Genomic DNA, 20,857 nt, shown 5'->3' with positions numbered 1-20,857 from the left:
TTAGAATATGTTGTAATTAAACTACATCTGGGATGAATATGCAATGGAATTTTTCAAATTATTCGAAAATATAAACTTATTTAGAATGTCTATCCCTCAATCCTTTTAGGAAGTAGAATAGAAAAATCGGCGAATGATTATACAGTATCTTTGTATAGTTATTCGATAAGATTATAGATTGGTGGAGGCGTTAATTTGAAACAACATTCAGCCGGAATCGGCTTTTTCGGTCTCGCGGCCATGGTCGTCGGGACAATGATTGGTGGAGGTGCCTTTAATCTCCCAGGTGCTATGGCACAAGGGGCAGGTGTAGGACCTGTTTTAATCGGATGGGGGATTACAGGGATTGGGATGATTATGCTCGCCTTTGTCTTTCAGTTTTTAGCGGACACGCGTCCTGAGTTAGAAGGTGGCATTTACGCCTACGCACGGGAAGGGTTCGGCAAATTTGTCGGATTCAACAGCGGCTGGGGTTACTGGATGTCAGCATGGATTGGGACAGTGGCAAACATCACCTTGATTTTTAGCACGTTGGCATACTTTTTCCCTGTATTCTCGGCAGAACATCGATTGTTCCGTTTGTTCGTCAGTGCAATTTTGGTTTGGGGATTATTTTGGCTCATTTCCCGTGGAATGCGGGAGGCGGCACTGTTGAACATCGTCACGACGATCGCGAAGCTCGTTCCGATTTTTTTGTTCATCGTACTCATTCTCTTCGCGTTTCAGATTGATACGTTCCGGGTCGACTTTTGGGGCGAGTCGGGATTTGTTGGGGCAAATGTTTTCCCTCAAGTGAAGTCTACGATGCTCGTGACATTATGGGCGTTCGTCGGTATTGAAGGGGCAGTCGTCTTGTCCTCGCGCGCGCGTCAGAAAAAAGATGTAGGTCGAGCGACAGTGATCGGATTGATCGGCACATTGTTGATTTATATGATGATTTCAATTTTCTCGTTCGGTGTCATGACGCAAGAACAACTCGCAGCGTTACCAGAACCATCGATGGCCTATGTGTTAGAAGCGGTCGTCGGACCGTTCGGTGCGACATTGATTAATATCGGGTTGCTCATCTCATTGACAGGCGCATTGCTTGGATGGACGATTTTAGCGACAGAAATTTCATATGTCGCTAGTCGAGATGGTGTCTTCCCGAAAGTGTTCAATCGACTGAACGCAAACGACACGCCAGTGAACGCATTATTGATCACACAGGTGTTTACGCAAATCGTCACAGCTGTTGCATTATTCTCGGAGCAGACATACCTAGTCTTGTCGAGTATCGCCGGAATCGCAGCGCTCGTTCCATATCTTTTCTCGGCACTTTATGGATGGATGGAAGCGAAGCGGACGGCATCGTTACGGATGATGGTCATCTCTGCCATCGCCTCGATATACGCCACATGGCTACTGTATGCATCAGGAATCGAATACGTCCTGATTGCGATGATTCTTTACGCACCTGGTGTATTTGTCTTTCTGTTGGCAGAACGGGAACAGGGACGCCCATTCTTAACACGCACGCAGTCGATCATTGCCGTCATTATTTTGTTATGTGCCACGTATGGCGTATATGGCCTTTGGACATCATCGATTGCATTATAAGAAAACTCACCGACGCTTCATGCGTTCGGTGAGTTTTTTGATGACCGGAGTAATTGTTCGATTGCCTCTGGAGAAGCAGGTCTTGCATACAGGTAACCTTGGAATGAATCACACGCGGTAGACTTTAAATGCTGAAGCATCTCTTCGTCTTCGACCCCTTCGGCCACAACGTGAAGGTTTAAACTCTTCCCGAGATGGACGATGACGTCTAGCAAGTGAGATTTAGATGTCATCCAATCGTCGAGAAATACTTTATCAATCTTAAGTTCGTCGACTGGGAATGACTTTAAATACTGCAAAGACGAGAAGCCCGTTCCAAAATCGTCAATCGACAGACGGTAATTCAGTCGCTTGATTTGCTCCATGCGCTCAATGATTTCATCGGTTTGTTGCATGACCAAACTTTCTGTGATTTCTAATATGATATCTGTCGGGTCAAGTTGTAGTTGTTGCTTAATGTTTCGAAGCGTATTCAAGAAACTGTCGCTTCTGAACTGGTTTGGCGAAATATTAATCGCCATCGAGAGAGGCTGGTCAAATTCAGCTTTCCATGTCTTCAATTGTTTTGTCGCCTCTAAAATGACCCAGTTGTTGATCGGGACGATGAGCGCCATCTCTTCCGCGAGCGGAATAAATTCAGAGGGAGGGATTTGTCCCAACTCCTCGTGGTGCCAGCGAAGGAGCGCTTCAAAGCCGATGAGACGGTCTGTCGCCAACTCATACTTCGGCTGATATTCAAGATAAAAATGTTTTTCTTCTAGCGCGCGATATAAGGCTTTTTCGATATGAATTTGTCTTGAGAATGCGGCATCCATATCTTTTGTCACGAATTGAATCGTGCCAACTCCAATCTGTTTTCCTTTGAAGAGGGCACTTTCGGCGCGCGTATACAGTTCCTCGAGTGAACTCGCAGAAGATGGATAAAACACACAGCCGACTGAAATCGATACCATGATCGAGTGATGGTAGATTCGGAATGGGCGTTGCAATTCGTGTTGCAGATGACGGAGTGATTGGAACACTTCTTCTTTAGACTCTTCAAAATACATGACACCGAATAGTCCGCCCGTCGGATGGAACAATAAAGCGGACTCCGGGATGAGGTGGAGTGCGCGCTCCTTGATTTGGACGAGGAGCTCATTCCCGACGCGAGATCCGAACGATTCGTTTATGATTTTGAAGCGATCGATATCGAATAAAGCGATGTGGAGAAGTCCTTCTCGCTCATCGATTTGTTGAAGGATTGAATCGTATTGACGTAAGAATCCTTTTTTATTGTAGAGTCCTGTTAATTCGTTTTGATAAGCAAGGAATCGAACTTCTTTTTCGAGACGTTTCTTTTCTGAAACATCGAATCCAAACGCCGTATACTGAATCACATCATTTTTTTCACTCACAATCGGTACGACGGTCAAATTAAGCCAACACGGCTCATCATCGTGCTCTTTGCAAGATATCGGCATTTCCCCGTTCCAGATGTGGTTCGTCGCCAACGACGTTAAGACATCACGTGAAATCCCATCTTGATCGCTAGCATCATGAATGAACTCGAACCAGTTCTTCCCGATTAATTGTTGTTCCGTTGCATCGAGCAGACGACACAAGGATGGATTAATATCAACGATTTCACCTTTTGCGTTCGTCGCCAAGTAATGGGTCGATTGCTTGATCATTTCTTGAAAATGATGGAGCAAATTGAATTGCTCTGTACTGATGAGCGGGCCAAACCCTTTTGGCAGGAAAGCGAGGAAATAGCCATAAATGCCTTCGAGCGAAAAAGATTGCAAGTATGCGGTCGCATAAATGACGGAGCCATCTTTATGTTGAAAAGGCGTCATCGCCGTCGTCGAAAATGGATATTGAAGGAGGAGCGGCGTCCATGTCTCCAAAGCATGCCCTAACTGCTGAACGACAGGAAGCGGTTGATGGAGGACTTCTTCACGTTCCCAGCCGAACAATACCTCGGCATGTGTATTCCATAACAGAACCGTACCATCTTGAGAAATGTAACAACACGGTACAGACAAAGCATCGATGAATTGGTCTACCGATAAATCACGCAATGAAGCCACATCATTTCCTCCAATCTGTCATGCTAAATGCATATTCTACTGTCAGTGTACCTGATTTTGCCAATTCAAGGAATGCTTAAGTTCGTCATTGTCAAAAGAAAGACGGACATCATATACTGAAAGGGTAAGATAGTTTTGAATAAGGGGGAAGCAATATGTCAAAAACACATGATGTGATTGAGCTGACAGAAAAATTCGGGGCGCATAACTATCATCCACTACCGATTGTTATTTCGGAGGCGAAAGGGATTTGGGTAACTGATCCTGAGGGGAATCGCTACATGGATATGTTAAGTGCATACTCTGCAGTCAACCAGGGACACTGCCATCCGAAAATCATTCAAGCGCTCAAAGATCAGGCGGATAAGATTACGTTGACGTCACGTGCCTTTTACAACGATCAACTCGGACGTTTTTATGACAAAGTGGTAACGCTTACAAAGAAACAAATGGTGTTGCCGATGAACACGGGCGCAGAAGCCGTAGAGACAGCAGTAAAAACTGCTCGTCGTTGGGCATATGAAGTGAAAGGGATTCCAGGTCAAGCTGAAATCATCGTATGTACAGGAAACTTCCATGGACGGACGATGGCTGCTGTGTCGATGTCGACTGAAGCAGAGTACCAACGCGGGTTCGGACCATTATTGCCAGGATTCAAAGTCGTACCATATGGCGATATCGATGCATTTGAAGCGGCGATCACAGAGAATACAGCAGCGTTTATCGTGGAACCGATTCAAGGTGAGGCAGGAATCATCATTCCACCAGAAGGTTACTTGAAACGTGCATCTGAACTCTGTCAACAACACAACGTCCTGTTCGTCGCTGATGAGATTCAGTCTGGGCTTGGTCGTTCAGGAAAATGGTTTGCCATCGAGTGGGAAGATGTCACACCGGATATGTACATTCTCGGAAAAGCGCTTGGAGGCGGTGTCTTCCCGATCTCATGCGTTGCCGCGGATCAAGAGATTCTCTCTGTATTTAATCCAGGATCACACGGCTCGACATTTGGTGGAAACCCGCTCGCTTCTGCGGTCTCAGTCGCAGCGCTCGAAGTGTTGGAAGAAGAGAAACTTGTCGAGCGTTCGTTAGAGTTAGGGACGTATTTCATGGAACGTTTGAAATCAATCGACAACCCGATGATTCGCGACGTCCGTGGACGCGGATTATTCATCGGCATCGAATTGACGGAAGCGGCTCGTCCATATTGTGAGGCACTTAAAGAACGTGGACTTCTCTGCAAAGAAACGCATGAGACAGTCATTCGATTGGCCCCACCTCTCGTCATCACGAAAGAAGAACTCGATCAAGCGTTTGAAGCAATCGAAGCAGTTCTTGCTCCGGCAGCTATTTCGTAAACAGCGACAGCTTGGTATAATAGCCTCAGTTGAATGGACACCTGCATGTTGCAGGTGTCTTTTTCGTGGAGGAGGGCATGAGATGCTGTACGTATATGTTGGGTTAGCAGGTGCAGTTGGAGCATTAGCACGGTACGGACTTGGATTACTAGTCGATTCATTCGGAACGAGCCCGTTTCCTGTCGCGACACTGTTCATTAATTTAATTGGAAGCTTTCTATTAGGATGGCTGACGCATCGATTTCTTCAAGCGGGAAAACCTTCTCCTCAAGTCGTCACGATTATCGGAACCGGAATGATTGGGTCATTTACCACATTTTCTACGTTTAGTGTAGAAACGATTCAATTAGTTGAAAATGATCACGTGCTTCTCGCTGTTACGTATGTATTCCTCAGCATCACGTTCGGTTTATGGAGTTCCTGGTTCGGTTATCGCATCGGAACAAAAACGTCGACAAGAGGTGAAATGAAATGACGCTTCTCTGGATTGCAGCTGGCGCCTTTATCGGTTCGATTCTCCGCTTCGCAATCGGTCAGGTCATGAAAAAGTGGTCTGATTCAACTTTTCCTTGGGCGACGTTGTTCGTCAACGTGACAGGGTCATTTGGTCTCGGGTACTTGTACGCGCACACCGATCATCAATCGCTCATCCTCTTTTTAGGCATCGGATTTTTTGGATCGTTTACGACGTTCTCGACTTTAAAACTGGAATTGATGCGGTTTGCGACAAAAGATTGGATTCGATTCGGCCTCTATTTGCTTGCGACCTATCTGTTCGGACTCATTGCGGCTTACATCGGTTGGTCGATGTAATAACACAACACCCCTTCGTCGAAGGGGTGTTGTGTTTATTCTGCGTGTTGCAGCTTTTCTGTGCATGAAGCACATGTCGTTTCGTATGATTCGCACTGTTCGTCCATATGGTTCCCGCATTCCTGACATGTCTTATCCGGTAATTTTTGATAAAACTCGACAGATGATTCGAGTCGGCTCGCCCATTCATTCATATGAAAATGCCTCCTTCGGTAAATTGTCTGACAGTTTAGGTTGTTGTCATGATTGTATTATAACAGAAGCGTATAAGTCAACTATAATATATAACAGATATATCGATGAATTTTTGCTACACTATATACACATAAAAGACGAGGTGAGAAATATGAAAGTGCCCCAATGTGAGACGATTGGGATCCAATCAGAAGACGTACCGACGCTACAAACTGCCTTGGCACAATTGGATGCCCCGCGTGTCAGTCGGTTGTTTAAAGCGTTCGCTGACCCGACTCGTTTGAAAGTACTGTATGTCCTGACGCTCGAACATGAACTTTGCGTTTGTGATGTTGCCGCCGTCATCGGTCATTCAAATGCGACCGCATCCCATCATTTACGGACGTTACTCGAACAAGGACTCGTGAAATATCGAAAAGAGGGAAAAGTCGTGTATTATTCATTAGACGACGAACATGTCAGACAGCTTGTTGAAATTGCGCTGGCCCATAGCGAAGAACAGAAAGATGTTTGAATCCAATGACCGATCCTTTTAGGATTCGGTCATTTTTTCCTATTGTCATGAATTTCATTTCGCGATACGATATATTCAAATGAACGTTTGAATGTTAGGGGGAACGAGATGAGAAATCGAGACGTGTTACCTGTGTCTGGAATCACTTGCACGAACTGTGCTGCGAAAATCGAGCGGGATATCACGAAACGCGAAGAAGTGGCATCTTGTCAAATTGATTTCGCGACGAGTCGAATGGTGATTGAATGGATTGATGTCTCTGAACGCAAAGCGATGCTCGAGTCAATCGAGCAGACGATGAAACGAATCGAACCGGGTGCGAAGTTTATCAAAACAGAGGAAGATCAAACCGAACAACGAGATACGGTCCTTTGGCGATTCCTTGCGGCTGCCCTCATATTTTCGATTGCCCTTTGGATGGATTCCATTCCAGGCTACATCGTAGCGTATGGGCTGGCTGGATATGATGTCGTTTATGGTGCCATCCGAAATGTATGGCACAGGGAATGGTTTGACGAAAAATTCTTAATGACCATCGCGACCATCGGGGCATTCGCGATTGCCGAATATCCGGAAGCCGTTGCAGTCATGTTGTTTTATCAACTTGGAGAATATGTGCAAGGGCGTGCGGTGCGCGCTTCGCGGAAGTCGATACAATCTTTGTTAAACATGAGACCAACACTCGCTCGCGTACTAGTTGGTGAGGAAGAAGTCGAGCGATTGCCAGAAGATGTAGCGGTCGGTTCACACCTGATTGTTCGTGCCGGAGAACTCGTTCCGATGGATGGGATTGTATTCAGTGGTGCGAGTTCACTCGATACAGCTTCATTGACAGGTGAGGCGGTTCCTCGTCAAGTGAGAGCGGGTGAAGAGGTGTTGGCGGGGATGATCAATTTGGAGGGACGACTCGTCATCCGAACGACGAAGCTCGCCGCTGAATCGAGCCTTCAAAAGATGATTGCCCTCGTAGAAGAGGCGAACGGGAAAAAGGCGAAGACAGAACAGATGATTACCCGATTGGCGAAAGTCTATACACCTTTCGTTGTCGTCATGGCGACACTCGTCGCATTTGTCCCACCGCTATTTGTCGGAGACTTGTCAGAGTGGGTTTACCGTGCGCTCATTTTCCTCGTCATCAGTTGTCCGTGTGCGCTCGTCATTTCGATTCCCTTAGGTTATTTCGGTGGGATTGGAGCGGGCTCTAAACAAGGTGTTCTTGTAAAAGGTGGAGAATATTTAGACACGTTAACAGAAGTGGACACGATCGTCTTTGATAAGACAGGAACGTTGACGACAGGGCGATTTGAAGTGACGAACGTTGTGACAACGGAAGGGGTGCACGCTGAAGAATTGTTGCACCTTGCCGCTCGCGTCGAACAAGCATCGAATCATCCGCTCGCGCGAGCCATCGTCAATCGAGTCGGAGACGTTCAGCCGTTCGAATCGATTCAAGAAGAGCCCGGATATGGTCTCCATGCCCATGATGGCGATGATCACATTTACGTGGGTAGTGCTCGGTATATGAGGTATTTAGGTCAAACGATTGAGGATACATCGATTGGGACAAGTGTTCACGTGACGAAAAACAATCGTTGGCTAGGGCGAATCGAATTAATGGATACGGTGAAGCCGGATGCGTATCCTGCAATCCAAGCGTTGAAGGAAGCCGGATACCGGACGGTGATGTTATCGGGAGACCGCCGTGAAGTCGCTACAGCAATCGGCGAACGACTCGGACTAGATGAGGTGCGAGGCGAATTGCTTCCGCACGAAAAAGTAGAAGCGATTGAACAGATGACCGCCTCCCAAAAAGTTGCATTTGTCGGAGATGGAATGAACGATGCGGCAGCGTTGGCACGGGCCGATGTCGGACTTGTTATGGGGGGAGTCGGAAGTGATACAGCGGTCACGGCAGCGGATGTTGTCTTGATGCATGACGACCCGAACGATGTGGTCCGAGCCATCAAGCTCGGGAAGCAGACAAAACGTGTCGTCTGGCAAAATATCTTCTTTGCGTTCGGGACGAAAGCGCTTGTTTTGGTTTTAGGATTATTCGGAATTGCGACCATGTGGGAGGCTGTCTTCGCAGACGTCGGTGTGGCACTGCTTGCCATTGCGAATGCGACAAGATTATTACGAATGACTTCATGATGACGAAAGGAGTGTTTCAGCATTAGTCTGAGACACTCCTTTTCCTACTCAATCGTTTCCTGTTGGGGGTTTGATACGTGCTAACAAGAAGGTGAGGATGACGATGATGGCAATCAATAAAAACGTGATGGTAAACAGTACTTGAGTTAAGAATGAGACTTGATTTTCTGCTGCAATCAGCTCTTTCTGGATATCTTTATACTGCATCTGTTTAAGCGACCGTAAATCTTCTAGGATAGTCTGTCGCAGTTGCGTCATCGTCTCGGCTACTGCTGTTGCTTTAACAAGGTCACCTTCTTCATAGATGACGAGTACACGGTCGGCTTCTTTTTCCCATATGGCATCTCGCTCGAGTAAATCGAGGACGGAACTCGGTGTGTCCGGGTCATCGATGACGGACTGTTTCAATGCCCTAGCTTGCCGAGACATGTTATAGTACATCTCTAAAAAATGTCGATCTTCGTAGGCGAGTAAACCACGGATCGCGTTTGCGCGTTCAATATTATAATACATAATATCTTCAATCGCCTCGTAAGAGCCGAGTTGTTCATCTTGTATGATTCCTAGCCGCTCATTCGTCTCTCTCAATTGGAAAATAAAAATGCCGATGATTGAGATGGATAGCACGGATAGGCTAATCCATAGTAAAATCCACTTTCGTTGTGACATCGTGACCCTCCTTTCTACTCCATCGTACATGATTTTGAAAAAATCGACAGAAAATATTTTTTTGAAAAAGGAAAAAACGGGTAAATGTATAATCAATTAGTGTAAGAACTCTATAAAACAGAAGACCATTAGACACATAAGGAGAGTCAATATGTCAGAGAATTCATCGTTACACAAGTTGTACCAGGTGTTACAAGATCAGCGTACGAATCTTACTTACGAGATTCCGAGTCTATGGAATCGCATGCGTTTTCCTTCTGAACCGATTCGTGACGGGGTTGAGCGTGTGAATCCGTATGATTTTTTAGTAGAAACAATAGAGAAAGCGATTCTTCCATATGCGGTAGAAAATCGAGAATATCATACGTCCGTCGCAAGTGCAGACGGCCATTTACAGACGGGTGGCGATTGGATTAAGCGTGCCTCTGTCTATTCGATGCAAGTTCGTACATCAACTTCCTGGGATCATGATGGATCGGGTTATGTGGAGATGCAGAACTCACTAGGGATGAAAGACACAGGCACATTTGTGAAAACGCTTGCGCTCATTCCGCATCTCCTTTATATGGGGATTGATACCTTATTCCTGTTACCGATTTCTCAGCATAGCCATAAAAACAAGAAAGGTGAATTCGGCTCTCCTTATGCCGTTCAAGATTTCTTTGCCATTGATGAAGAGTTAAAAGAAACATTGACTGGCGATGCGATGACTGTCGAAGAAGAGTTTTCTGCATTTGTGGAAGCTTGTCACATGGTAGGGATTCGTGTCGTCATCGATGTCATCCCTCGGACATGTGCGCGAGACAACCGACTCATTCTTGAAAATCCGGAGTGGTTCTACTGGATTCCGCTGGCCGAAGTCGATTATTATCATCCACCATCTGTGCCGGGGATTGGAGAGAATGTAAAACCAGAATTTGCTTTCTTACCAATGGTGTACAACTCAGAAGATGTCTGGCAACACTTGAGACGGTTCTCGATGGCTCCGAACTTACTTGATGCTGACAAATGGGAACGGGTACGTGCTTTCTTGATCGAACATCCACAAGAAAACGTCCTCGCAACGATTGAACGAGAGTTCGGATTGACGACAGCGCCTGCCTTTTCAGACTGTATCAACGATCCACAACCACCTTGGTCGGACGTGACTTACTTCCGTCTCTTCTTAGACCATCCGCTTGCGGCGGCACCTTATGTGAACGATGCGAATATCGCTCCTTATATTCTGTTTGATTCAATCAAGTCAAATCAATTCCGAGGAAATGTCATCAACGAACCACTCTGGGAGATGCTCGCTGATATCATTCCACACTATCAACGCGAATATGGCATTGATGGCGCACGAATTGATATGGGACATGCACTTCCTGTCGATTTGGCACAGCGCATTCTAGCAAAACCACGTTCACTCGATTCGAACTTTAGCTTTATTGCGGAAGAATTGATTGAAGCAGGAGCTTGGGCGGCGAAAGATGCCGGTTATAACATGATCATCGGATATGGTTTTTATAAAGAACCTCGATTCGACACGCATGAAACCCATCAATTCTTATACGACTCACGCTTTTTACCACTTCCAGTATTCGCAGCAGGGGAAACAGCGGATACACGTCGACTGGCGACGCGAGAAGGGGGACGACAAGCAAGTCGGTTGTTGACAGTCTTGAACGGTTTTATGCCGAATGGCGTCCCGATGACAAACTCTGGACTTGAATTATATGAAACGCAGCCGATGAATACCGGACTCGATTGCCGTCCTGAAGAAGCGTATCAACTCTTCCCGACCGACCCGTATTTCGGAAAACTCGCATTCTTTGATGCGTATCAGTTCCATTGGGATCATCCGGAGCGAGATGAGATGATTGAAGTGATGCATCAAGTGGCAGAGATTCGTCGCCGTTGGCTTGATGTACTCGTTGATCCGAACCATTTTGAACCACTTATTTTAGACGAGCCATTTGCACCGTTTATCGGGTTCGCGTGGTTACGTCCGGAGACGAACGATACGTTGCTCGTTGTAGCGAACACAAATATGTGGGAGTCGTTACGAGGCGTGGTTTCCCTTGATGGTGTACGTCGCCGAAATTGGAACGCTAGTCGTTTTGCGGAGATGGTCTATTCACCAACTTCGTGGCCATATGCGGAACATGCGTTTGATGAACAATGGAATCTCCATGTCGATTTAAAACCTGGTGAAGTCAAAGTATATGAGATGAAATGAAAAAACGCCTTGAACCGATACATCATTCGGTTCAGGGCGTTGCGTGTTTCATGTAATAAATGACGAACTCATCAAGTGGCATCGGCTTTGCATAGCGATAGCCTTGCATGGAGTCACATCCAATTTTACGAAGGAATGTCTCTTGATATTCAGTTTCTACACCTTCGGCGACGAGTGCCATACCGAGTTGTCGTGCCATGGCGACGATGGTCGCCGTGACCATCTGATATTCACGATTCTCTTCAAGTTGCATCGTGAATTCACGAGGGATTTTCAATTCATCGATTGGGTAACGAACGAGATAGGCCAGCGAACTATAACCTGTCCCAAAATCGTCAATCGAAAGTTTGATACCGAGCGACTTTAATTCTAGGATTCGATTCAAGACGCGATCGGAATGATGAGCGGCGACCGTTTCGGTTAATTCAAAATTGAGTCGGGACGGATCAATTGGGAATCGCTCGAACAACGTATTCAAATAATCAATTAAATGCTCATCAAACAATTGCCGAACGGATAAGTTGACCGAAAGCTTCGGCAAATGAATATCTCCTTGTTCGAATACGTGAATCAGTTGGAACGTCTCATGAATCATCCAGCGACCTAAATCGTGGATATGACCGGTTTCTTCAGCAATCGGAATGAATTGACTCGGGGGAATGAACGTCCCGTTATGTTGCCAACGCATGAGCGCCTCCGCTCCAATCACTGCCTTCGTAGACGCATCGACTTGAGGTTGGAGGAAAAGTGAAATCTCTCCTTTTTCAAGTGCGGTATCAAGTCCTTCCATCAATACTTTCCGTTCTTCCTTGTCTTCCCGCAATTCTGGTTCGAACATGACGGTTTCGTCACGACCTTTGTCTTTTGCGCGATACATGGCGAGATCGGCGTTCGAGAGCAGGTGTTTCAATTTCTTACCATGCTCCGGGAAGCGGACGATTCCAATCGAGGCATGCACTTCAACCAGTGTCCCAGCCATATAATAAGGTGGGCGATAGACGAGACGCCGTAAGCGTTCTGTCAACATTTCATCGTCACCGTGCTCGGCGACGACAATAAATTCATCACCACCGAGACGTCCGGCATATTCGTTTGGAAGGAGTGCGGTCCGCAGTCGTTTTCCGATATGCTGCAGAAGTTCGTCTCCCATATGATGGCCAAACTGGTCGTTAATTTCTTTGAAGCCGTCTAAGTCAGAGAACATGAGCGTGAACGTGCGACCTTCTTCGATCAAACGTTCAATTTGCTCTTGTAGCGCGTAGCGGTTGTGAAGCCCTGTCAGACTATCGAATTTGGCTTGGTATAAAATTTGTTCTTGCTGCTCGATCATTTGCGTGATGTCTTTCGCGATAGCGTAAATACCTTCGACTTCCCCGTCGATGATCATCGGAACATTGACGAGTTGCCAAACACGTGTCTCGCCTTCTTCGGTCATAATCCGTACATCAATCGTTCTCGGTCGACCGTTTGATAACTCTTGAAGAATAATCGTATACGGAGCACGGTCTTTCGATTCGATGATGTCGAGGATGTTTGACCCAAGTAACTTGTCCGTCGTCAATCCAAGAATCGAACTTCCTGCCTCATTGACCGACAACACTTCGCCGTGCAAATCGAATAAGAAAATTGGTTCTGAATGATAGGCGAAGAGCGAGCGGTATTGCTGTTCACGAATCTCGAGTTCATGCGCCTTAGTCGACACGGCCACTTCTAAATCTGTATTGACGGAATGAAGACGATGACTAATAAGCGCGTTCTGTTTTGAGACGACGAACTGGCGAATGAGCAAGAGGAGCACGGCATTCGCAATCATCGAATCCGTTACAGACGTACCGAGAAGGCGGTCTGAAGCGAGTGAAAATAGCATGACGACGACGCTGTACAGAATGTAATCAAAAATGGAATCGTAAGCAAGGGCGTCTTCCGATATATCCTCGATCCAATAACTGATGGAAATCATAAGGATGCTACTGACTTGGACGAGATGGACCAATTCATGTGTGATGCCTGAAAACACAAAGAGCGTGTTCGCGATTGAGGCGACCGTGAAGCTTAAAATTCCGACGAGTACAAGGATCCGGAATTGCTGTCCAGCCGAGACGACGCGATTTAAATACAAGAAGGATAGCATCATGTACAGGCTAATCAGGAGCATCTGCTCTTCAAAGCCACTCAACTGAGATACGAGTGACACGTCTTGTGTGGAATAAAACCAGATATGTAGTGCACCAATCACAAAGAAACTAAATAAGGCGAACAAGTCAAACGTACGTAATTTCAACGTGCGAATCTCAATGGATTGAGTAATGACAATCAGAGCCATGATTAAGTAAAAGAAATTTTGTAAAAACAAGAGGTATTGAGTATTCGCACCTGTCGAATCATAGTGCATTAGTAAATAAAGTGCGAAGCACACATTTCCCGCAGTAATCAAAAGATGAATAAATCTTCTCATCCCTCTATGTTTAAAAATTGCTACTCCACTAAATAAGATGGCTGCTCCTGAAATGACGAGATAATAGATGAGCAACGTGCTGTTTCGCAGATCATGAGGGGTCAAAAATAACAATAAAAGTCCGGTCAAAAACGTTCCGATGAGAATCGCCGGAACGTATTGGCGCAACGAGTGAACTGACAACTCATGCACCTCCTTCTTTATATATAGGGGTCTCTTATTTATTATCGGAACAGGTGACCGAAGATTACACAAAAAAATCGACAACAATACGAGATTGTTGTCGAACAGGTAAATATTAGAGTGTATACGAGTGTTCTTTGAAATTCCCTACGATGGAATCGATTTCTGATACGGTGACAAATGCCTCAGAGTCAATCTCGGAAACAATCTGACGAAGTCGAGGGATTTCATTGTTCTGGACGACGACGTACAGCATTTTTTTCGAATCGTTCGAATATCCGCCTGTCGCTTCCATGATGGTGACGCCACGTTTTAAGTTCTGCTTAATGACCAAGTTGATTTCATCCGCCTTCTGACAAATGATGAAACATTGCTTTTGAGCGGAGAAGAACTTGTGAATCGTGAGTAACGTGCGTGACCGGACAAAGCTTAACACAAGGGCATACATGACCGCTTTAATGTCAAAGACGATGAAGACCATTACATAAACGATGATATCTTGTGTCAAAAAGATTTTAGGTAACGACAAGTTTCGGTTGTTCATATAAATGACTTTCCCTAAAATATCGAGACCGCCGGTAGAAGCGCCTGCGAATAAGAGGAGAGCAAGTCCTAGACCCGAGACGATTCCGCTAAATACGGAAGCGACGAGCGGATCGTCAAGTGGAGTCGGCGGAATAAGGACAGGTAAACTATCGATTAAGATAGAAGAGAGCACGACAACAATTCCCGTCATCAAAATAAAGCGACGTCCCAAGTATTTTAACCCTAAGATGAAGAGTGGGATATTGAGCACGAGCTGAGTCATCCCAATTGGCGTTCCGAATAGTTCGTTCGTAATCAACGTGATTCCGACGATTCCCCCTGAACCGATTTCATTAGGTTTGAGCAGTAAACTGACAAAGACAGACTGAAGGATTGTCCCGGCAATGATGAACAGTACCGTTTCAAGGGCAACCCGTTTTCGAGATTTAGCATACATAGATAATGGCTAGGCCTTACGCCTCCTTTTGGTAAGTCTTCTGCTAGCGTACTGCTACTCGTTCATCATTTCAAGTCACAATTCGTTATGGAATCGGTCGATATCACTCGCTAATTGTTCATGTACATAATCGATCACCTGAGCATCATCGAATAGGCCAAGTGGTACATCATCTGGAATCGCATCGAACGGTGAGACGAAGTATAGAATTGCCGCGACGAGCTCTTCTTGTTTGTCAGGTTGCATTTCAAATTGATCATTGTATAGCGCGCGCAACATATTCAGCATTTGTTTCATCTGGAAGTAGAGCGTCAGTTCTTCTTCGCGCTCGATATTGCTGATCTCATTGGATGCCACGTCTACGGTCACTTTTGCGAGGGCGCGTTCACCTTGGACGAGTAAGTCACCGAGTTGTTCGCGGTCGTGGATGTCTTCTTTCGCTTGTTTCAAAAAGTGTGTGTAGGTTGATTTCCAATCTGCCATAGTAAATTCCTCCTTCATTCTTCATCTACTAATATGCCCGTTTTTGCGCATTGGTTGCAACTTTTCCTGAAATTTAAGAAAATAAAGATAACTGAAAAGGAGGAACGATACATATGTCTATGATTTCTATGCCGACAGAGGCAGATTTCGCACGCTATGCAGAGCTAGCTGTGAAAAAAGGTGTAAACATTCAACCGGGGCAACAGCTAGAGGTACGTGCCGATATTAGCCAGGCACCACTTGTCCGTCATGTGGTGAAAGCTGCGTATGCGGCAGGGGCGAAACAAGTATTCGTCAATTGGAGTGATGAGGAGACATCGAAGATTCGTTATTTCGATGCACCAGCAGACTCGTTCAAAGAGTTTCCGGACTGGTTAAAAGCTCGCTTTGAGCAATTGGCTGAAGAGAAGACGGCATTCTTGTCCATCGTCAGTGACGACCCGGATGCCTTGAACGGCGTCGAATCGTCACGTATCTCAGATGCGAACCGTGCAGCCGGACAAGCACTTGCGAAATGGCGTCAATATGTGATGAGTGACAACGTGAGTTGGTCGATCGTCGCGGGTGCGTCAGAAGCGTGGGCTGAAAAAGTATTCCCGGGGCGTGAAGATGCAGTCGCAGCTTTATGGCAAGCAATTTTCGCGGCAACACGTATGGATCAAGAAGATGTGGTCGCGGCATGGGATACACATGACCAATCACTCCGTAGCCGTGCGACGTTGCTGACAGAGAAAAAGTATGCGAAGTTGCACTACCAAGCACCAGGCACTGAACTTACAATCGGACTTCCGAAAAAGCACGTCTTCCTTGGCGGTGGCGGTCCGAACGTCGATGGAATCGACTTTATCGCGAACATGCCGACAGAAGAAGTGTTCACGCTCGCAGATAAAGATTCTGTGGAAGGTCACGTGTCGAGCACGAAACCACTCAGCTACAGCGGAAACTTGATTGACGAGTTCACGCTTTGGTTTGAAGGTGGGAAAGTCGTCAAGGCAGAAGCGAAAAAAGGACAAGCGGCTCTTGATGAGTTGTTGAACATGGATGAGGGAGCACGCCGCATCGGTGAAGTGGCGCTCGTTCCAGATGATTCGCCAATCTCAAACTCAGGTCTTCTCTTCTACAACACGTTGTTTGACGAGAATGCATCATGCCACTTGGCATTAGGTCGTGCTTACTCGACGTGTCTCGAGGGTGGTCCTTCGATGTCGCAAGAGGAACTCGCGGCGAACGGCGCGAATGACTCGATGACACACGTTGACTTCATGATTGGGTCAGCTGAAATGAATATCGATGGTGAACGGGAAGACGGCACGCGCGAAGCAATCATGCGTGACGGCAACTGGGTCATTTAAACGAAAGAGCGAATTCCGTAAAAAGAATTCGCTCTTTTCATGTGACGTCGTACAAATAACGAAGGGCGTGAGGCAAACGGCGGCGCCAGGCTGATTCGTGATGAATCGCATCCGGTTCCACTTCATATCGGAATGCGATACCTTTTTTAGCGATGGCTTCAATCAGTTTTGCATTTGTGAACAAGTAATCTTTCGCTGTGATCGGTCCGCTCTCTTCATTCGTTCCGATGTCCATATACAGTTTTCCAGAGATATCGGCTTGCTGGATAGCCTGGATCAATGGATCCAGATTCGCCCATGCAGCGGTGGAGAGGGATCCCACTCTTTTGATGGAAGGATAGGTTGCCATCATATATAAAGAGATGACACCTCCCATCGAGCTCCCCATGACGCCGACATCTTCTGGATCTGTCGCATACTCTTTGTCGATTCGTGGTTTTAAGTCGTTCATAAGCCAATCTGTATACAAACGACCTTGACCACCAAGGGTTGGGCGCGTTTTCGCAAGTTCCGGTCCGATACGGCGATATAACATCTCATCTTCTTCATATGAATACTCGTCATAACGATCTAACCAGTTCGGAGCACTTGCAATGGCGACGACCATAAGTGGAAGCTGGAGTGTATCGATGCAGCGGTCAATTTCCCATCCTTCTCCATATGTAGCCGTGCTTCCTGAGAATACATTTTGCCCATCATGCATATAAAGGACAGGAAGTGGGGTGTTGGCATCGACCCAGTCTGGTCGAAACACGCGGACAATCCGTTTTTGACCACGGACCTTCCCCGTCGGAATCGATACGTTCAATTGATCAATCATTCTTCATCACCTCTTTCACCTTATATTGTGGGGAATCATGAGCGGAAAAACAAACACAAATCTTGACTACCTACCGTTCGTTAGGTAAAGTGAGGAGGAAGGAGAGTGAGACTCGTGAATACAAAAGAGAAAATTATGCAATCCGCTCGGACACGGTTTGCCCGTGAAGGATATGAAGGATTATCACTTGCGGCGGTTGCCGAAGACGTTGGCATCCGAAAGGCTTCTTTGTATGCTCACATCGATGGGAAAGAACAATTGTTTAAGCAAGTCGTGACCGATATGGCGAATCGTTACGAAGAAGCATGGCGACAGACATGTGAGGATACCGAGGACCGACCACCTTTAGAACGGATTGAGTCGATCGTTCGTACGCTCACGTCATTCTTTAGCGATCACGAGACGTGGATGTTGACGAAACGGATGCTCCTCGTACCACCCCCAGAATTTCGGGACTATATTGAAGAAGTCATCGGAAAGGTAGAGACGGAGTTAAAGCGGTTTGAAAAAGAACAGTTTCGTCTCGCGATGGAGCGTGGAGACTTACCATCGCAACCACTCGATGAGCTCTATGCTGCGTACTATTGCTTTCTAGATGGTGCCTTATTGTCTCTATTTACATTTGAAAATGAGCGGGAGATGCGACAACAAGCCGCTTTCCGAATCTTCAAGAAAGGTGTGGGTTGGAATGGATAAGGAAAAAGTCGCCTGGATTTCTCTTTTGTTCGCAGGATTACTTGAAATCATTTGGGCAACGACGATGAAATTGTCTGAAGGGTTTACCGTTCTTGGTCCGACGTTATGGACGATTGTACTCTTGGTTGTCAGTTTCGGCTTACTCGCCAAAGCATTCCGGGTTTTACCTGCAGGTACAGGGTATGCCGTCTTCACGGGAATCGGTGCGGTTGGAACGGTGATTGTCGGTGCTCTTCTTTTTGACGAGGCGCTCAGCGGCTGGAAACTTTTACTTGTGACGACGTTGATCATCGGAATCATCGGGTTGAAACAAGTGACAGGAGGAGAAGAAGCATGAGTTGGGTATATTTGATCGGTGCAGGGATTGCTGAGATGACAGCCGTTTTCTTTATGGGGAAATCAAAAGGGTATCAAATTTTAAAATGGTCAATCTTATCGATTTTGTCGTTCGCGCTCAGTTTTTATTGGCTCTCGAAGTCGCTTGAAGACATTCCGTTAAGCTTGGCTTACTCCATCTGGGTCGGAATCGGAGCCGCAGGTGGCGTCATTCTAGGCATGCTCTATTTAAATGAGTCCAAAAGCCGCTGGCGTATCTTTTATCTGATGATGATTATCGGCAGTGTGGTCGGATTAAAAGTTGTATCGTAAAGGATTGAAACAAGCTGAAAACGGGAATTGAATAATTCAGATTATGAGATGGAAGAAAGGGGCGGAAAACGATGCATCTTGTTGAGTTGCAGTCCGAACGTTTGCGGTTTGAGCCGTACACGATCTCTGATTTCTATTTTGTTAAGTCGCTTCTCCAAGATCCTCGGGTGATGCGCTTCATCAGTCCGGATGGGAGACCGTATACAGACGAACAAACAATCGAATGGTTCGAACGTCAATTGGCCCGCTATGAAACGGGACGCCAGACGGGACTATTGAAGCTGATGACGTTCGAAAGTGATGAACCGATTGGTCATGCAGGTACGTTGCTTCATGAGTTAGACGGTAAACTCGAGCTAGAAGTCGGTTATTGGTTGTCACCGAAGCATTGGCATATGGGTTACGGACGTGAGGCGGCCGCGCGATTGATGCAGTATGCCTTCACTGAAGGAGAGAAGGAAATCATTTCACTCATTCATCCAGAAAACGTTCCGTCTCAGCGTGTGGCTAAAGCGAACGGTCTTCATTGGGACCGTGACACCTTATATCAGAACATGCTCGTCTCCGTTTATGCGGGTAATTTGGAACGCCTCTGCCGGCATATTGATCGCCAGCAGATGACTCGTTAAAAAAGTCTGTAAAAAAATAAAAAAAGTTGTTGCCAACTTAATAGTTTCTTGATATATTAATAGTGTCCTTAAGAGAGGACACGACCTGATTCTGTAGCTCAGCTGGGAGAGCGCTACCTTGACAGGGTAGAGGTCGCTGGTTCGAGCCCAGTCAGAATCACTTGGGTGCCAAACCCTCGAGAAACCCACCGGAACATGGGTTTCCGCGAAGCCACTTCTTGCGAGAAGTGGCTCTTTTTTGTATATTGACACGGCACGAAAGCAATTGGTATATTCCTTTCAATACATAAAGAAACGGGGAATGCGACATGGTGCTAACGGGAACCCTCGTCAATGCCGGATTAATCGTCATCGGGTCATTGTTAGGTCTCTTATTTCACCGCATTCCAGAGCGTATGAAAGAGACGGTGACGGCAGCAATCGGGCTTGCGGTCATCTTGCTCGGCATTCAAATGGGGATGAAAAGTGAAAACTTCTTGATTGTCATCGGAAGTCTTGTCGTTGGGTCTGCGCTCGGGGAATGGTGGAAGTTAGATGAAGTATTGAATGAAATCGGCTATCGTCTTGAACGGCGTCTCGGAAGTCAATCGAGTGTAGCGGAAGGGTTCGTTACAGCAACGCTCATCTTTGTCATCGGTGCGATGGCAATCATTGGGGCGCTCGATAGTGGGTTACGTGGCGATCATGACGTCCTGTATACGAAAGGATTGATTGATGGATTTACAGCCCTCGTGTTGAGTTCGACGCTTGGCATCGGTGTGATGTTTTCAGCAGTACCTGTACTCATCTATCAAGGCGGAATCGCACTACTCGCCATTCAAATCATGAAATTCATTCCAGAGTCGCTTATGGACAGCTTTATTTTAGAGATGACCGCGACCGGTGGGGTAATGATTGTGGCGATTGGCTTGAACTTGGTTGGTATTACAAAAATACGAGTGGCTAACTTATTGCCTGGCATTCTTGTGGTCGCGATGATTGTCACGACGATCCATATGCTATAAGAAAAAAGACTGA

General features: G+C 46.3%; 20 protein-coding genes and 1 tRNA gene. 14 read left to right on the top strand and 7 right to left on the bottom strand.

Features of this window, described 5'->3' with window-relative positions:
* Positions 1–195: 195 nt before the first annotated feature.
* Positions 196–1,599, top strand: a complete 1,404-nt coding sequence (locus KNO99_RS08465) for a basic amino acid/polyamine antiporter (RefSeq protein WP_214747383.1) — start codon at positions 196–198, stop codon at positions 1,597–1,599.
* A gap of 17 nt (positions 1,600–1,616) precedes the next feature.
* Here the strand turns inward: KNO99_RS08465 and KNO99_RS08460 are convergent, their stop codons facing one another.
* Positions 1,617–3,671 carry a sensor domain-containing protein gene (locus tag KNO99_RS08460; RefSeq protein ID WP_214747380.1) on the bottom strand — a complete coding sequence of 685 codons (2,055 nt, stop codon included), beginning with the start codon at positions 3,669–3,671 and terminating at the stop codon, positions 1,617–1,619.
* 155 nt (positions 3,672–3,826) lie between these two features.
* On the opposite strand from KNO99_RS08460, the gene KNO99_RS08455 reads away from it, so the two are divergent.
* From KNO99_RS08455 to KNO99_RS08445, 3 genes are all read left to right on the top strand, one after another.
* Complete coding sequence (locus tag KNO99_RS08455; RefSeq protein WP_074032995.1) at positions 3,827–5,029, top strand: ornithine--oxo-acid transaminase; 1,203 nt, start codon at positions 3,827–3,829, stop codon at positions 5,027–5,029.
* An 82-nt stretch (positions 5,030–5,111) separates the two neighbouring features.
* The gene (gene crcB, locus KNO99_RS08450) at positions 5,112–5,504 is read left to right on the top strand and encodes a fluoride efflux transporter CrcB (RefSeq protein WP_214747377.1); all 393 of its coding nucleotides are present in this window, start codon (positions 5,112–5,114) and stop codon (positions 5,502–5,504) included.
* Entirely contained in the window at positions 5,501–5,842 is a 342-nt protein-coding gene (locus tag KNO99_RS08445) for a fluoride efflux transporter FluC (RefSeq protein WP_214747375.1), read from the top strand. The genes crcB and KNO99_RS08445 overlap by 4 nt, the downstream gene beginning before the upstream one ends.
* Before the next feature lie 35 nt (positions 5,843–5,877).
* Here KNO99_RS08445 and yhfH read toward each other — a convergent pair whose 3' ends face one another.
* Positions 5,878–6,036, bottom strand: coding sequence for a protein YhfH (yhfH, locus tag KNO99_RS08440; protein ID WP_214747372.1), 159 nt, complete (start codon positions 6,034–6,036; stop codon positions 5,878–5,880).
* A gap of 152 nt (positions 6,037–6,188) precedes the next feature.
* On the opposite strand from yhfH, the gene KNO99_RS08435 reads away from it, so the two are divergent.
* Together KNO99_RS08435 and KNO99_RS08430 are read left to right on the top strand one after the other, a co-directional pair.
* Positions 6,189–6,551 carry an ArsR/SmtB family transcription factor gene (locus KNO99_RS08435; RefSeq protein WP_214747369.1) on the top strand — a complete coding sequence of 121 codons (363 nt, stop codon included), beginning with the start codon at positions 6,189–6,191 and terminating at the stop codon, positions 6,549–6,551.
* Between the two features lie 108 nt (positions 6,552–6,659).
* Complete coding sequence (locus tag KNO99_RS08430) at positions 6,660–8,702, top strand: heavy metal translocating P-type ATPase (RefSeq protein ID WP_214747366.1); 2,043 nt, start codon at positions 6,660–6,662, stop codon at positions 8,700–8,702.
* Positions 8,703–8,750: 48 nt separating this feature from the next.
* On the opposite strand, the gene KNO99_RS08425 is transcribed toward KNO99_RS08430, so the two are convergent.
* Positions 8,751–9,371 carry a hypothetical protein gene (locus KNO99_RS08425; RefSeq protein WP_214747364.1) on the bottom strand — a complete coding sequence of 207 codons (621 nt, stop codon included), beginning with the start codon at positions 9,369–9,371 and terminating at the stop codon, positions 8,751–8,753.
* Positions 9,372–9,522: 151 nt separating this feature from the next.
* Between KNO99_RS08425 and KNO99_RS08420 the strand changes: the two genes are divergently transcribed.
* Positions 9,523–11,592 carry an alpha-amylase family protein gene (locus KNO99_RS08420; RefSeq protein ID WP_214747362.1) on the top strand — a complete coding sequence of 690 codons (2,070 nt, stop codon included), beginning with the start codon at positions 9,523–9,525 and terminating at the stop codon, positions 11,590–11,592.
* Between the two features lie 31 nt (positions 11,593–11,623).
* Here KNO99_RS08420 and KNO99_RS08415 read toward each other — a convergent pair whose 3' ends face one another.
* From KNO99_RS08415 to KNO99_RS08405, 3 genes are all read right to left on the bottom strand, one after another.
* Positions 11,624–14,239 (bottom strand): putative bifunctional diguanylate cyclase/phosphodiesterase, encoded by a 2,616-nt coding sequence (locus tag KNO99_RS08415; RefSeq protein ID WP_371743063.1) that lies wholly within the window; start codon positions 14,237–14,239, stop codon positions 11,624–11,626.
* A 106-nt stretch (positions 14,240–14,345) separates the two neighbouring features.
* Entirely contained in the window at positions 14,346–15,212 is an 867-nt protein-coding gene (locus KNO99_RS08410; protein ID WP_214747358.1) for a YitT family protein, read from the bottom strand.
* Positions 15,213–15,287: 75 nt separating this feature from the next.
* Entirely contained in the window at positions 15,288–15,695 is a 408-nt protein-coding gene (locus KNO99_RS08405; RefSeq protein ID WP_074033005.1) for a YkvA family protein, read from the bottom strand.
* A 113-nt stretch (positions 15,696–15,808) separates the two neighbouring features.
* Here KNO99_RS08405 and KNO99_RS08400 point away from each other — a divergent pair, with 113 nt between their 5' ends.
* Positions 15,809–17,047 (top strand): aminopeptidase, encoded by a 1,239-nt coding sequence (locus KNO99_RS08400; RefSeq protein WP_214747356.1) that lies wholly within the window; start codon positions 15,809–15,811, stop codon positions 17,045–17,047.
* Positions 17,048–17,084: 37 nt separating this feature from the next.
* Here KNO99_RS08400 and KNO99_RS08395 read toward each other — a convergent pair whose 3' ends face one another.
* Entirely contained in the window at positions 17,085–17,867 is a 783-nt protein-coding gene (locus tag KNO99_RS08395; protein ID WP_214747354.1) for an alpha/beta hydrolase, read from the bottom strand.
* Positions 17,868–17,972: 105 nt separating this feature from the next.
* On the opposite strand from KNO99_RS08395, the gene KNO99_RS08390 reads away from it, so the two are divergent.
* From KNO99_RS08390 to KNO99_RS08365, 6 genes are all read left to right on the top strand, one after another.
* Positions 17,973–18,563, top strand: coding sequence for a TetR/AcrR family transcriptional regulator (locus KNO99_RS08390; protein ID WP_371743061.1), 591 nt, complete (start codon positions 17,973–17,975; stop codon positions 18,561–18,563).
* Positions 18,556–18,900, top strand: a complete 345-nt coding sequence (locus tag KNO99_RS08385; protein WP_214747352.1) for a DMT family transporter — start codon at positions 18,556–18,558, stop codon at positions 18,898–18,900. Before KNO99_RS08390 ends, KNO99_RS08385 begins: the two co-directional genes overlap by 8 nt.
* Positions 18,897–19,211, top strand: a complete 315-nt coding sequence (locus KNO99_RS08380) for a DMT family transporter (RefSeq protein ID WP_074033008.1) — start codon at positions 18,897–18,899, stop codon at positions 19,209–19,211. The genes KNO99_RS08385 and KNO99_RS08380 overlap by 4 nt, the downstream gene beginning before the upstream one ends.
* A 71-nt stretch (positions 19,212–19,282) precedes the next feature.
* Positions 19,283–19,840: a GNAT family N-acetyltransferase gene (locus KNO99_RS08375; RefSeq protein WP_214747350.1), complete on the top strand. Its 558-nt coding sequence runs from the start codon at positions 19,283–19,285 to the stop codon at positions 19,838–19,840.
* Positions 19,841–19,927: 87 nt separating this feature from the next.
* A tRNA-Val gene (locus tag KNO99_RS08370) sits at positions 19,928–20,000 on the top strand.
* A 148-nt stretch (positions 20,001–20,148) separates the two neighbouring features.
* The gene (locus tag KNO99_RS08365) at positions 20,149–20,844 is read left to right on the top strand and encodes a DUF554 domain-containing protein (RefSeq protein ID WP_214747348.1); all 696 of its coding nucleotides are present in this window, start codon (positions 20,149–20,151) and stop codon (positions 20,842–20,844) included.
* Positions 20,845–20,857: the final 13 nt, after the last annotated feature.

This window comes from Exiguobacterium sp. s189 (assembly GCF_018617615.1).
Lineage (GTDB): Bacteria > Bacillota > Bacilli > Exiguobacteriales > Exiguobacteriaceae > Exiguobacterium > Exiguobacterium aestuarii_A.
The sequence above is the reverse complement of the archived record's forward strand: the minus strand, read 5'-3'. Positions and strand labels throughout refer to the sequence as shown.